This window comes from Nocardia asiatica NBRC 100129 (genome assembly GCF_000308415.1).
GTDB lineage: Bacteria > Actinomycetota > Actinomycetes > Mycobacteriales > Mycobacteriaceae > Nocardia > Nocardia asiatica.
Genome location: NZ_BAFS01000473.1, coordinates 15,263 through 28,512, shown reverse-complemented (window position 1 = coordinate 28,512; position 13,250 = coordinate 15,263). Strand labels below are relative to the sequence as shown.

The 13,250-nt window shown below is 68.2% G+C and carries 13 protein-coding genes; 10 read left to right on the top strand and 3 right to left on the bottom strand.

Annotated elements, in window-relative coordinates:
* Window positions 1-100: 100 nt before the first annotated feature.
* From ON27_RS38525 to ON27_RS38505, 5 genes are all read left to right on the top strand, one after another.
* A complete protein-coding gene (locus ON27_RS38525) occupies window positions 101-1,153 on the top strand; it encodes a fatty acid desaturase family protein (RefSeq protein ID WP_245560562.1) in 1,053 nt (350 codons plus the stop codon).
* 335 nt (window positions 1,154-1,488) lie between these two features.
* Window positions 1,489-1,758 carry a hypothetical protein gene (locus ON27_RS38520; protein ID WP_043738906.1) on the top strand — a complete coding sequence of 90 codons (270 nt, stop codon included), beginning with the start codon at window positions 1,489-1,491 and terminating at the stop codon, window positions 1,756-1,758.
* 37 nt (window positions 1,759-1,795) lie between these two features.
* Complete coding sequence (locus ON27_RS38515; protein WP_051047540.1) at window positions 1,796-4,111, top strand: ATP-binding protein; 2,316 nt, start codon at window positions 1,796-1,798, stop codon at window positions 4,109-4,111.
* 148 nt (window positions 4,112-4,259) lie between these two features.
* A complete protein-coding gene (locus ON27_RS38510; RefSeq protein ID WP_043738905.1) occupies window positions 4,260-4,607 on the top strand; it encodes an arsenate reductase in 348 nt (115 codons plus the stop codon).
* A complete protein-coding gene (locus ON27_RS38505) occupies window positions 4,604-5,047 on the top strand; it encodes a MerR family transcriptional regulator (protein ID WP_043738902.1) in 444 nt (147 codons plus the stop codon). Before ON27_RS38510 ends, ON27_RS38505 begins: the two co-directional genes overlap by 4 nt.
* 7 nt (window positions 5,048-5,054) lie before the next feature.
* Here the strand turns inward: ON27_RS38505 and ON27_RS38500 are convergent, their stop codons facing one another.
* Window positions 5,055-5,558 carry an SPW repeat protein gene (locus ON27_RS38500; protein ID WP_043738990.1) on the bottom strand — a complete coding sequence of 168 codons (504 nt, stop codon included), beginning with the start codon at window positions 5,556-5,558 and terminating at the stop codon, window positions 5,055-5,057.
* Window positions 5,559-5,706: 148 nt separating this feature from the next.
* Here ON27_RS38500 and ON27_RS38495 point away from each other — a divergent pair, with 148 nt between their 5' ends.
* Window positions 5,707-6,138, top strand: coding sequence for a MarR family winged helix-turn-helix transcriptional regulator (locus ON27_RS38495; RefSeq protein ID WP_051047549.1), 432 nt, complete (start codon window positions 5,707-5,709; stop codon window positions 6,136-6,138).
* A 76-nt stretch (window positions 6,139-6,214) separates the two neighbouring features.
* Complete coding sequence (locus ON27_RS38490) at window positions 6,215-7,855, top strand: RecQ family ATP-dependent DNA helicase (RefSeq protein WP_043738900.1); 1,641 nt, start codon at window positions 6,215-6,217, stop codon at window positions 7,853-7,855.
* 39 nt (window positions 7,856-7,894) lie between these two features.
* On the opposite strand, the gene ON27_RS38485 is transcribed toward ON27_RS38490, so the two are convergent.
* On the bottom strand, window positions 7,895-8,407 hold the full coding sequence (locus ON27_RS38485) for a Dps family protein (protein ID WP_043738899.1): 513 nt from the start codon (window positions 8,405-8,407) through the stop codon (window positions 7,895-7,897).
* A 582-nt stretch (window positions 8,408-8,989) separates the two neighbouring features.
* Between ON27_RS38485 and ON27_RS45680 the strand changes: the two genes are divergently transcribed.
* Both ON27_RS45680 and ON27_RS38475 read left to right on the top strand, forming a co-directional pair.
* Window positions 8,990-9,361 carry a hypothetical protein gene (locus ON27_RS45680; RefSeq protein ID WP_306306984.1) on the top strand — a complete coding sequence of 124 codons (372 nt, stop codon included), beginning with the start codon at window positions 8,990-8,992 and terminating at the stop codon, window positions 9,359-9,361.
* A gap of 51 nt (window positions 9,362-9,412) precedes the next feature.
* Window positions 9,413-10,150, top strand: coding sequence for a YwaF family protein (locus ON27_RS38475; RefSeq protein ID WP_051047538.1), 738 nt, complete (start codon window positions 9,413-9,415; stop codon window positions 10,148-10,150).
* Window positions 10,151-10,227: 77 nt separating this feature from the next.
* Here ON27_RS38475 and ON27_RS38470 read toward each other — a convergent pair whose 3' ends face one another.
* The gene (locus ON27_RS38470) at window positions 10,228-11,070 is read right to left on the bottom strand and encodes an NmrA family NAD(P)-binding protein (RefSeq protein WP_043738894.1); all 843 of its coding nucleotides are present in this window, start codon (window positions 11,068-11,070) and stop codon (window positions 10,228-10,230) included.
* A gap of 467 nt (window positions 11,071-11,537) precedes the next feature.
* Here ON27_RS38470 and ON27_RS38465 point away from each other — a divergent pair, with 467 nt between their 5' ends.
* Complete coding sequence (locus ON27_RS38465) at window positions 11,538-13,160, top strand: ABC-F family ATP-binding cassette domain-containing protein (RefSeq protein ID WP_043738893.1); 1,623 nt, start codon at window positions 11,538-11,540, stop codon at window positions 13,158-13,160.
* The last annotated feature ends 90 nt before the right edge of the window (window positions 13,161-13,250 follow it).

The following is a 13,250-nucleotide window of genomic DNA, read 5'->3' as shown; positions in this document are numbered from 1 at the left end:
TTCTGTGCTCGACTTCCGATCGGGCACCAGTGGTCGGATGAGGTCCGGCGGATGACGACGAGAGCAGGACGGTAGGCGGCCCGTGGTGATGGAAAGTGCTGTGTCTGTGCGCGGCAGCGAGTATGCGGTGTTGCGGCGGCGGGTGCGGGCAGCGGGGCTGCTGGAACGGCGATTGCGGTACTACCTCTGGAGAAGTGCGATCACCGGCGGGGCGTTGGCGACCGGGTGGACGGCGTTCGTGTGGGTCGGCGACTCGTGGTGGCAACTGGGCGTCGCCGTGTTCCTGGCTGTGGTGTTCGCCCAGATCGCCTTCCTGGGCCATGACGCCGGACACCGGCAGATCTTCGTCACCCGGCGTGCCAACTACCTGTACGGAGTGCTTTTCGGCAATCTCGGCATCGGGGTGAGCATCGGTTGGTGGACCAGTAATCACAACCGGCACCACGCACACCCGAACACCGAGGGCGCGGATCCCGACGTCATGGGGGTGCTGGCGCACTCCGGCGATCGAGCACGCACGGGCCGGGGCCTGCGGCGGCTGATCTTCCGGAACCAGGCCTGGCTGTTCTTCCCGATGCTTCTTCTGGAGGGCGCGAGCCTGCGTTACGCGAGCGCCCGTGCGGTGCTGCGGTGGGCGATCCCGCATCGCGCCTGGGAGGCGTTCTTGCTCGCCGCGCACGCCACCGGGTATCTCTGCACCGTGTTCCTGGTCCTGTCCCCGGTCAAGGCGGTGGTCTTCATCGTCGTGCACCAAGGCCTGTTCGGGTTCTACATGGGCTGCACTTTCGCGCCCAACCACAAGGGGATGGAAGTGCTGACGGCCGCCGACTCCAGGGGCTTTCTGCGACTCCAGGTGCTCACCTCCCGCAATGTCCGCGGCGGTTGGTTCACCGATGCCGCCCTGGGCGGCCTGAACTACCAGATCGAGCATCATCTGTTCCCGTCCATGCCCCGCCCCAACCTGCGCCGAGCGCAGCCGATGGTCGCGGAGTTCTGCGCCGAACTCGGGCTGCCCTACTGCGAGACCAGCCTCGCGGGCTCCTACGTGCAGGCGTTGCGCCACCTGCACAGCGTCGGCCGTCTCGCCCGGCCGCTCACCGCCACCGGACGAGTCGGTCATCCGGTCGGCGCCGCGGCCGATCGGGTCGGGTGAACGTCGGTCCGGCACGACACCGGACCGCACGTGCGGTGCCTCGTCCGAACCGGTAGGCCCGCCGGAGCCGGCCTGGTTCCGGATGCTCCGATCAATCTGTCAGCTGGGAATATGGGTGCGCGAGTGGGTGACTTCACGCATGTCGGCGCGGTAGCTGCTCTGTGATGCTCACAGAGTCGGTTGCGAACAGGAGGTCGACGTTGACGGTGTGGAGCGAAGTCCGGAGCGAAGGCGTCCGGGTTCGACCCGGACGCGAGCCGGAGTCGACCGGTTGCCGCGTGGCGGCGACGGTCGTAGGTGGCACGAGCCAGGCGCTCGGCAAGAGGTGACCGGAGATGGCTGAGGTACGTCGAAGCGAAGTCGACGGACTGCGCGTGTCGTGGTGTCTGTCGCGGGATCACCTGATCTCCATCGTCGAGGTGCACAAAACATCCGATTCCGCGCCGGTCGTGTCCTTCGGGCCGGAGATCTATCCGGATCTGGCGCGGGCGCGAGAACTCCTGCCGGGATTCGCGAAGCTGTGGGACGCGGTGCGTCACGAATTCTGGAAAGAACTCATTCCGATGGGGCAGGGCCTGTCGGGCAGGAGCGGGCCTGCCCGCTGAGACGACCTGTGACGCCGGGTGCGGCTAGATTGGTCTCATGTCGCGGCGCAAGCCTGCTCGCGTGGTCGGTAATCTGCCGTTTCCGATCACCAGCTTCGTCGGACGGCAACGGGAGATCCGCAGCGTCCGGGAATTGCTCGCGAACGCGCGACTGGTGACACTCACGGGTGTGGGCGGCGTCGGCAAGACGCGGCTGGCCACCGAAGTCGCGGCCGCATGCGGCCAGTCGTTCCCGGACGGCACCTGGCTGGTGGACCTGGCCGACGTCGGCGACGCGGATCTGCTGGCGCGTGCGGTGATGACCAGTCTCGGAGTCGTCGACTTGTCGAACCGCGGTGCGGATGAGCAGTTGGTCGACCACCTCGCCGACCTGGACGCGTTGCTCGTGCTGGACAACTGCGAACACCTGGTGCAAGCGTGCGGGTCGCTGTGCGACCGCCTGCTCAGGTCGTGTGCCCGGCTGCGCATTCTCACCACGAGCCGGGAGGCGCTCGGGATCATGGGCGAGCATGTGTACCCGGTCCTGCCGCTGTCGATGCCCACCCCGGACGCACCGGTCACCCCGACGGCGCTGACTGCTTTCGAAGCGCCGACGCTGCTGTTGGAACGCGCCCGCGCAGTGCGTCCGGGACTGACCGAAGCCGAATGCGACACGGACGCGGTCATCCGGGTGTGCGACCGGCTGGACGGGATACCGCTCGCCATCGAGCTCGCCGCGTCCCGGCTACGGTCGCTGTCGCTGCAGGCACTCCTGGAACGACTCGAAGACCGCTTCGCTCTGCTGGCCGTCGACGCCCGGGCGACGGTGCCGAGACAGCGGACGCTGCGAGCGCTGATCGACTGGAGCTACGGGCTGTGCCGACCGGAGGAGCGACTGCTGTGGGCGCGGTTGTCGGTCTTCGCCGGAGGGTTCAGCCTGGCCGCTGCCGAGGGCGCGTGCAGTGGTCCAGACCTGCCACCGGAGCGAATCTTGGACGTGATCGACCATTTGGTCGCGCAGTCGATCCTCGTGCTCGCCCCGGCCGACGGCCGACCGCGGTACCGGATGCTGGAGACGATCCGGGAGTACGGATGGCACCGGCTGACCGAGCTGGGTGAGGGGGAAGCGGTGCGTAAGCGGCATTGCGACTATTACCTCGCACTCGCCGAGCGGAGCGCCGAGGCGTGGGACGGGCCTGGTCAAGCGGCCGGTCTGGCCGAGTTGCGCGCCGAGCACGCGAATCTGCAAGCGGCGCTCGAGTGGGCGACCAAGGAGCCGATCGCCACACGTGCGGCGCTGGCTCTGGTCACCGCGCTGCGTTACCACTGGTGCGCGGATGGATTTCTCGGCGACGGACGACGGTGGACAGAGCTGGCGCTACGCAACGCCGAGGGGAACGACCCCGAACGGATTCCGGCGTTGTGGGCGGCGGCATGGGTCATGCTGCTGCAAGGCGACCACGACAGAGCCGACCAGGCACTCGACGAGTGTGCCGCCCGTGCCGCCGCCGTCGGCGACCACCGCGCCATCGCGTGGGCGAACACCCTCCGCGGCACATCGGCGCTGTTCCGCGGCCGCCTCGCGGAGTCCATCGCGATCTTCGAGCGCGTGGTCGCCGATTGCCCCGATGACGAGAATCTGGTCCGGCTGAGCCTGTTCCAGCTCGCCATGTCGCAAGCACATGCCGGCGACGACAGAGCGTCGTCGACGGCCAGGGAGGCAATTGCCCTGGCCGACAAGCGCGGCGAGCGGTGGAGCAAGTCGTGTGCCCTGTGGGCGCTGGGCTTCGACCAGTACATCCACGGCGACCAAGGCGCAGCGGCCGCCACCACCTGCGCCGCGCTGGAGATCCAGACCGAGTTCAACGACCGCGTCGCCACGGCATTGATGATCGAACTGATGGCCTGGATCGCCGCCGCCCGCGGCGAACACCGGCGCGCGGCGCGGCTGCTCGGCGCGGTCGGATCGGAATGGCGGCGAATCGGCACCTCGATCACGGCTTTCGGACCGCACATGGGGAGGTGGCACGACGCCTGCGAGCACACCACCGCGGCGGCCCTGCCCGCGACGGTGTTGCGTGCGGAACGCGCACGCGGCGAAGGCTTCGATCACGACCAGGCGATCGACTACGCGCTCGATCGCCACGAGTGCGCCGCCGCAGCGGCCGAGCGGGAGGACAGTGTGCTCACCGCACGCGAGCAGCAGGTGGCCGAACTCGTCGCGCAGGGCCTCAGCAACCGCCAGATCGCGCAGCGGCTCGTGGTATCGCCACGCACAATCGACCGGCACCTCGAGAACATCCTCGGCAAACTCGGCTTCTCGTCGCGGGCGCAGATCGCCGCCTGGACGGCGGTCTCGCACCCACCGCGGTAACTGGCGGTGCCGGACGAGCGGTGCCGGCCCCTGTCATGCAGGGAGGCCGGCACCGCGCTGACCGAACCACAGCCGGGCAAGCGGGCCGAGTGGTGGACCCGACGTCGCTGTTGCATCCTGTACGCGGGTACAGGCTTACCGTGGCGACATGACGATTTCGCCTTCTTCGGGGGAATGGGTGCCGGATTCGTGCACGTTGCCCACCATCGAGCAGCCTGTTCGGGTCGCGGAATTCGATCGGTTCTTCGCCGAGTCGGTGCGGGCGGCGCGTCGGCCCGCGCGCACGCGGCTGGATCTGCTGCTGGACGGCGAAGCCGAGCGGGTCGGCCGTGACCTGGCCGCTCGGGAATCGCGGTGCTGCGAGTTCTTCGCCTTCGGCTTCGATACCACCGATTCCGGGCCGGTGATGCGTATCGAGGTTCCCGCCGATCAGGTCGAGGTCCTGGACGCGCTGGCCGGACGGGTGAACGCCGCGATCGGCGGCGGCCGGAGGTGACCGGCTTGCGCACCGGCGAGCTGGCCGCGGCGGCGGGAGTGAACACCCAGACGTTGCGGTACTACGAGCGGCGCGGGCTGCTCGCCGAACCGCAGCGGTCACTGGGCGGGCATCGACTGAATCCGGAGCAGGCGGTGACGGTGCTGCGGGTGATCAAGGTGGCTCAGCGGCTGGGGTTCAGCCTCCAGGAGGTCGCCGAGTTGCTCACCGCCACCCGGTTCGGCCGCCGCGGCGACGGCGGGCTGCAGTCCCGCGCCGCGGCCAAGCTCGCCGAGATCGACGCGAAACTCGCCGAGCTGACCGCGGTGCGCGACACTCTGCGCGCCGCGCTCGTGGCCGGATGTGACGACCTGGTCGCCTGCAGCCGAATCCCCAGCTGCCCGGTCCCATTCGTCGCTGCCGACAGCGACGCGGCCGGTATGGAAGACCACACCGCGTGACTTCCTGTCACCGCGCCGAAGTCTCCGGCGGGAGACCGGACGGCCGCTGGGTTCGAGTCGTGCCTTCGGCGGGTGCCCGGCCGGTGAGTCGTCCGGTCCGGCTTATCCCCAGCAACATCGAGCCGAAGCCGAGCAGCACGGCGAGTGCGCCGGTGACGACGTTGTTCCAGATCGTCGATGTGGTGTCGACGTTCCCGCTGACGATCCACGGGGCCAGGATCGTCCACAGGCCGATCAGGGGGGCGGCCCAGACGATGCCGTGGGTACGGCCGTACACCGAGGCGAACCCGAGAGCCAGCATCGCGAGGGCGATACCGCAAACGAGGTTGTTGACGGTCAAGGTCGAAAATCCGTTGAACCCCACGACCCACGGGGAGATCGCGAGATACAGCCCGGTCAGGAACAGCAGGCCGGTGACCGCCTGCGCGTCGGGCGCCTCGGAGGCGCGCTCGTACTTTTCCCGCAACTCCACGATGTCGGGATGCCGGCTCATCATGGTTTCACTACTCATGTTCTCCACCACCCTTCGGACGTAGTGGCGAATCGAAGCTCTCCCGAGCCGGGGCGGTCCGCGATCGGTCCGCCGAACGCGGCCCGTCCTGATCGCCGCTCACTTATGTATCATCTCGTGATAATATCACTTCATGATGGATGGGTCGATGTCGTCTCCGAAACACCTCACCGACCAGGAGTATTCGGAGCTGCTGACGTGCCGGGCCGGGCTTCGCCGGCTCCTGCGTTGGAGTGAACGCCGGGCAGTCGACGTGGGTCTCACCGATACCCAGCACCAACTGCTGCTGGCGATCCGCGGGCATGCGGACCCGGGCGGGCCCAGCGTTGGTGAGGTAGCCGAATACTTGTCGACCCGCCACCACAGCGTGGTGCAACTGATCGATCGCACCGAGCAACTCGGTCTCGTGGCTCGTAAGCGAGGAGGGGGCAAGGATCGACGCGTCGTCCGCCTCGTCCTCACCGAGGCAGGCAGGGAGATCCTGGCCCTGCTCAGCGCCGCTCATCTGGAGGAGTTGCAGCTCTTGGCTCCCCTGATCGGCGCGCTGGACGAACGAATCGCCATGCCGCAGGCAGGGTGAACGTCGCCCGATCCTCTCGACCGGTGCGTAACTCGGCCGCACGTTTTCGCCGCGGCGGTGGTGGTATGCCCAGCCGATGACGACCTCGTCCGAATACGGCACGCGGCTGCGCGAGCTCGCCGCCGAGAAGTTCGGTTGGGCGCACCTGCACGACGAGCAGTCGAACGCCATGGAGCAGGTGATGGCCGGTAAGGACGTGCTGGTCGTGCTGCCGACCGGTGCGGGCAAGTCGGCGATCTATCAGGTGCCCGCGCTGCTGCTGGACGGTCCCACCGTGGTGGTGTCTCCGCTCATCGCGTTGCAGAACGATCAGATCGAGAGTATCGACGACAGCCGGGCCCCGGACGCCGTCGCGTTGAACTCCACGCAGAACAAGAGCGAACGCCGAGCAGCCTGGAACGCCTTGCGTCGCGGCGAAGCCCAGTACATCTTCCTCTCGCCGGAACAGCTGGCCAGCGAAGAGTTGGTGGACGACCTGGCCGAACTGCGGGTTTCGCTTTTCGTGGTGGACGAGGCGCATTGCGTTTCGGCGTGGGGGCACGACTTCCGGCCGGATTACCTGCGGCTGGCTCCGGTGATCGATCGGCTCCGGCGTCCTCGGGTGATCGCCCTGACGGCGACCGCCGCCCCGCCGGTCCGTCGCGATATCGTGACCAGGCTGGGCATGCGTGACCACCGCGAAGTCGTCGCCAGTTTCGATCGACCGAACCTGCACCTGGCCGCCGACCGATTCACCCGCGACGCGGACAAGCGCGACGCCGTCCTCACCCGCATCCGAACCCTGACCGCCGACCCGGCGACCTGCCGTGGACTGGTGTACGTGGCCAGCCGCAAGGACAGTGAGTTCTACGCCGAAGAGTCGGCCGGGGCCGGTATTCGGGTGGCGGCCTACCACGCGGGCATGAAAGCCGCGGTCCGCGACGAGGTGCATCGGAAATTCCTCACCGACGAGATCGACGTGGTCGTGGCGACTTCCGCTTTCGGTATGGGGATCGACAAGCCCGACGTCCGTTTCGTCGTCCACGCCTCGGCTCCGGATTCGCTGGACTCCTATTACCAGCAGATCGGCCGGGCCGGACGGGACGGGGAGCGCGCCGAGGTCACCTTGTTCTACCGGCCCGAGGATCTGAATCTGCAGAAGTTCCTCACCGCCAGGACGGTCCCCGAGGACACCATCGCCGAAGTCGCCCACGCCCTGTATCGGCACGACGGTCCCGTCCGGCCGTCTCGGCTCGACGTCGCCGCCGCGCCCGCTCGGCGTACTCGCGCGATCAACCTGCTCGAGCAGGTCGGCGCGATCACGACCACCGAGTCCGGCCTGCTCGCGACCGATGCCCGGCGAACCCCCGGGCAGGCGGTCGAGCAGGCGGCGGAAGCCGCACGGGCATACGAAGAACTGACCCGCTCGCGCATCGAGATGATGCGCGGCTACGCGGAGACGACCGGTTGCCGGCGGCAGCACCTGCTCGGATACTTCGGCGAGCAACTACTCGACCCGTGCGGCAACTGCGACACCTGCGACACCGGAACCGCCGCCCGGCGCCCGCCCGGCACCGGCGAATTCCCGGCTGACAGTGCTGTGCGACACCGCGATTGGGGCGCGGGGACCATCATGTCCGTCGAATCGGATCGCGTCACCGTGCTGTTCGACGAAGTCGGTTACAAGACCTTGTCCCTGCCCGAGGTGCGTAAGCACAACCTCTTGCGCCGACTATGAGCGGCGAACCCCGCCCCGAGTTGGGCGGGGTTCGGGCGGTCAGATCTTGCGGTTCTCCGACTTGATCATCCACGCCAGTTTCTCCAGCGAATGGATGATCTGGTGCAGCAGGTCGCTGGTGCTGGGATCCTCGGCGTCCACGGCGTCGTGCACGTCCCGGATGGTGTCGATCGCCGCGTAGGTCCGCGTCGTGATCAGGTCGACGACGTCGGCGGTGTTCACCTCCTGGGCGGGGAACGGCGGGAGACTCGTGGTCGCGGCGATGACGTCGGACCGCCCGTCGGGCACGGCGTCGAGAGCTCGCATCCGCTCGGCGATGGTGTCGCTGCCTTCCCGGGCCGCGTCGACGAGTTCGTCGAGTTGCAGGTGCAGGTCGCGGAAGTTGGTCCCCACCGCGTTCCAGTGCGCCTGCTTGCCCTGCAGGTGCAGTTCGATGAGATCGACCAGTACGCGCTGCAGGTCGGCGGCGAGCCGGGGGGAGGCGGTGGAGTTCCGGACGTCGTCGGCGAGACGGCGGTTGGTCCGCTGCTTCGTCTGAGGTGCTGCGGTCATGGTGGTACTCCTTCCGAGTTCTGTGCTGGGAACAACCACGCTGATTATTGGAATGATTCCAGATTAGCGTGTTGGGTGGATCACTGCGCCGCGGGATTCGCGCGGGTGTAGCTCGTCGAGTGGCAGCGTGTTTCTCGCGGAGTCGGCGTAGGTCCGCGGCGGGGCCGCCGGTCGGGCGAAGTTGGGTAGGCGGTCAGCGGCCTGTTCGGTCCGGCCCTACACTCGACGCACACGCACGCTCTCGACGGAGGTGATCGGCGGTTGAACCCCATGGATCCGCGCGACCAGCACACCGCACGCTATGAAGCCGGTTATCAGCCGGGAAGTTACAGCGATCCCGGGTACAGCCAAGATCGCGCATACGGTCGAGATCGGGGGTACAGCCAAGATCGCGGATACGGTCAAGACCACGGATACGGCCAAGACCATACGTACAGCCAAGATCCGGGGTACGGACCTGCCTCGGGGCACGGTCGAGATCGCGGCGCCTATCAGCAATCCGACTATTCCGACCGGCAGTCTCGGCCGCGGCAGCCGGACGTCAACATCGGCATGTTCGCCGGTGGCGTAATCGCGACGGCAGTGGTTACCGCGCTGGCGGCCTGGCTGTGCGCCTGGATCATCGAAATCATCGCCACCCGGGTCACCGAGAGCGGCAGCTTCGGGGTGTGGAACCCGATGGCGCAGGACGCGTACTGGTTCGCGGTGGTGGCCTTCATCTGCGCGCTGCTGGCCGGGGTGCTCTGGTACCTGCTGCGCCTGGGCACTCCGTCACCGGAATTGTTCTTCACCTGGATCGTGGGAATCCTCACCGCGGCGGCGGTGATCATCCCCCTGGCACTGTCCAGTCACCTCTGGGTGGGCATCTCCACCGGGATCGAACACCTGGTGATCGGGCTGCCGATCTTGAGCCTGGTGCGCATGGTGGGCGCCAAGAGCATTGTGCACCAGTGACGATGGCGAGTCGACAGCGGTCAGTGGGTTCGCGCCGATAAGCTCAGCCGGGTGGACCCGCCATCGGCGCCGCGGGAGTTCTCCGCATACGGGCTATCACACTGGGTCGTGCTGGTCGTGTTCGCGGCTGGCGCGGCGTTGGTCGTGTGGGTCGGCCGTAGGCACCGGAGCCCCGAGGGCGCACGCCGATTCGGCCGCGTCGCGGGTGGCGCGACGCTGGCGTTGTACGTGGTGATCTACTTCGTCGCGATGGTCCCGCCAACGCTCGATCGCTCGGTTCCGCTGCGACTGACCGACCTCGCGAGCTTGGTTGCCGCGTATGCCCTGTGGTCGCACCGGCGCTGGGCGTACGCGCTGACCTACTACTGGTGTCTCACGCTGAGTACCCAGGCGCTCGTGTCGCCCGCACTCGACAGCCCGGACTTCCCGGATCCCGAATTCCTGGCCTTCTGGGCGATCCACCTGGTCGTCGTCTGGGCCGCCATCTACCTGACCTGGGGCATCGGCATGCACCCGGACTGGCGAAGCTACCGGCTCGCCGTGACGGTCACCGTGGTGTGGGTCGTCGTCACGTTCGTCTTCAACTCGATCGCGGGCACCAACTACGGATTCGTCAACGGGAAGCCGGCGACCCCGTCACTGCTCGATGTGCTCGGCCCCTGGCCCTGGTACCTGGTCACCGTGGCCGCGCTGCTGCTGGCCGTGTGGGCCGCGATGACCTGGCCATGGACTCGCAGCACATCCGAGCCGCCTCGCCGTTCGCGGTGGAAGGCAGCGCGCGGGCATTGATTCCCGCGCGCTGCCGGTGGTCGTCGGGGCGGCAGCCGAGCGGGTCTTCGTGCTGGAAGCGAGCCTCGCGGTAGCGGTCAGGTGACCGTGACGGGGTCGATCACCGAGGGCTGCCGGAAGCGTTGTGCGTGCTCGGCGACCCACTGGTCGAAAGTGCGCGCCGGACAGCCGGTTATCCGCTCGACGGTGTCGACGACGGTGGTGGCGGCAGGGCCGGGCGCGGCATACCAGCCGATGACGTATTCGGCGTCCGCTCGGGACACGCCGGTTGCCACGAGTCTGTCGACGGCCTGCTCATGGGTGATCGGGACGAAAGCTATGTCGCGACCGACAGCGCTGGACAGGATCGCGATTCGTTCCCTGGGCGTCAACGATTGCGGACCGGTGAGGTTGTAGGCGTGTCCGGCGTGCCCGTCGTGCAGCAGGGCGACGGCCGCGACAGCCGCTATGTCGGCTTCGTGCACCAGCGCGCTGGGGAAGTCGTAGGGTTCGCGCACAACGCCCTCGGCTCGGACCGATTCGGCCCAGGTCAACGTGTTGGACATGAATTCCTGCGGTTCCAGGCGCGTCCACTCCACGCCCGAGTCGGCCACGGCCTGCTCGACCGGCCCGACCTCACCGCCCCACACCACGGTGATCCGCCGCACGCCCGCCGCGACCGCCCGCCGCACCAGCTCGGGGCCCACCTCGGCGAGCCCGGCCGTGACGGTGACATGCAGTCGGCTGACGCCTTCCAGAGCCGCGTCCAGCGTCTCCGGCGCGGTATGCGTGCCCGCCGCCAACTCCACACCCGGCGGCAGGATCTTCGCAGCCGCGGCGGGATTGCGGGTCAACGCCCGCACCCGCTCTCCCCGGCGCGCCAATTCTGTCACCACGTGGCGGCCGGTGTTTCCGGTGGCGCCCGTAACCAATGTCGTCATCAGCGAACTCCTATCGTCGCTTCCCGACGCTAGAAGCTCAACTTTGCTCGAGGTCAAGGCATTCGGCTCCGGGCTCCGCAGACGTCACTCCGACAGCGCGATCTTTCGGAGACGGCCCGGTGGTAGGGTGGCCGCGTGCTCATCGAGGTCGACAGACTGTAGCCGCCTGCTCGAAGGCGGCGACTCCGGGTCGGGCGTTCATCGCATCGGATGAACCGCCGATTCGCGCGTGCGTATCGCGCGAAATCATCATCGTGCACACCATCGCCACGTTCGTCACAGGTCGTGGATCGTCCTCGCGCACGATGCCCGTCGCCCGAGCCTTCGAATTCCTCGCGCGGTAATCGCTTGCGCGGCATGGCTTCCGGTAACACCCCGGCGGTCGTGCTGCCCGCTGCCGCGTGCGCAGCCCGCTTTTCCGGGCTGCGGCGAAAGCTTCCTCTACGGGCACAAAGGAGACCTACCACATGGCGACATCTACGCATTCGGCGATCACGCTGCACAACCTGACGTTCGAACGGCCCGACGGCACCGTCGCGCTCGCACAGCTCAACGGCGTATTCGGCGCCGGGCGAACGGGCCTCGTCGGCCGCAACGGCGCGGGCAAGTCGACACTGCTGCGTTTGATCGCGGGATTCTTGACACCCACTTCGGGCCGGATCGAGGTGGCGGGCGAAGTCGGATATCTCCCTCAGACACTGACTCTCGATCACGACACCACCTTGGCCGAACTGCTCGGCATCGCCGACACGCTCACCGCACTACGCGCGATCGAATCCGGGGACACCGACGAGCGGCATTTCGAGGCGGTCGGCGACAACTGGGACATCGAGGCGCGCGCCGACGAGGCACTGCACGAAATCGGTTTCACGGCAGCCGATCTCGACCGTCGCGTCGACGAGATCTCCGGTGGTCAGGCGGTGCTCGCCGCCGTGACCGGGCTGCGGATCCGCCGCACCCCCATCACCCTGCTCGACGAGCCGACGAACAATCTGGACCGGGCCACTCGCGCGCAGCTGGGGGCGTTCGTCGACACCTGGCCGGGCACGCTCGTCGTGGTCAGTCACGACCTCGAACTGCTCGAACGCATGGACAGCACCGCCGAGTTGCACGCGGCGGCCGTCGAAGTGTTCGGCGGTCCCTACAGCGCCTGGCGACAACACCTCGAACAGCGGCAGGCCGCCGCCGTGCAGGCCGCCCGCACCGCCGAACAAGCCCTGAAGACCGAGAAGAGGCAGCGCATCGAAGCCGAGACCAAACTCGCACGCCGTGAACGCACCGCGCGGGCGACACAGCAGCACGGCGGCATTCCGCGCATCCTGGCCGGGAACCGCGCCGGCAAAGCCCAAGCCTCGGCCGGTGCGATGCGCACCGGCCTCGACGCGAAGGTGCGCACGGCTCGCGAGGCCCTGGCGGACGCCGAGTCCCGCGTACGCCGCGAGGAGCACATCCACCTCGACCTGCCCGATCCGGACGTGCCACGTGGCCGCCGCATCGCCGAACTACGCGACGGTGACCACGCCTTCGTCATCCAAGGTCCGGAACGGGTCGCGCTGGTCGGACCCAACGGCGCGGGGAAGTCGACACTGATCGAGTACCTGCTCGGCACGCGGACTCGTGCGCCGGGAACCGTGACGGGCGCCCTGCTCACCGACCGTGTCGGTTACCTGCCGCAACGCCTCGACGGACTCGCCGAGGAGGCAGGCGCGATCGACAACGTCCGCGCTGTCGCCACCACCACGCCGCCGGCCGCAATCCGCAATCAGCTGGCCCGGCTGCTGCTGCGCGGCGACAGCGTGGACCGGCCCGTGTCCACCCTCTCCGGCGGTGAGCGCTTCCGTGTCTCGCTGGCCCGGCTGCTGCTCGCCGACCCGCCCGCACAATTGCTGATCCTCGACGAACCCACCAACAATCTGGACATCGCCAGCGTCGAGCAGCTCATCGAGGCGCTCGCCGGCTACCGCGGCGCGGTCCTCGTCGTCAGCCACGACCATCCGTTCCTGGCGCGGATCGGCATCGACACCGTCCTCGAACTCGGCCCGGACGGCCGATTGCGGCAGCGCGGCGGCCTCGAGGAAATCGGCCACTGACGGAACCGGCGCGGCCACCTCGCTGGGTGCGTGTCCGCCACCGAGTCGGCCGGCCGACGTGGTGGCCGCGCCCGGCACCGCCACGGTGCC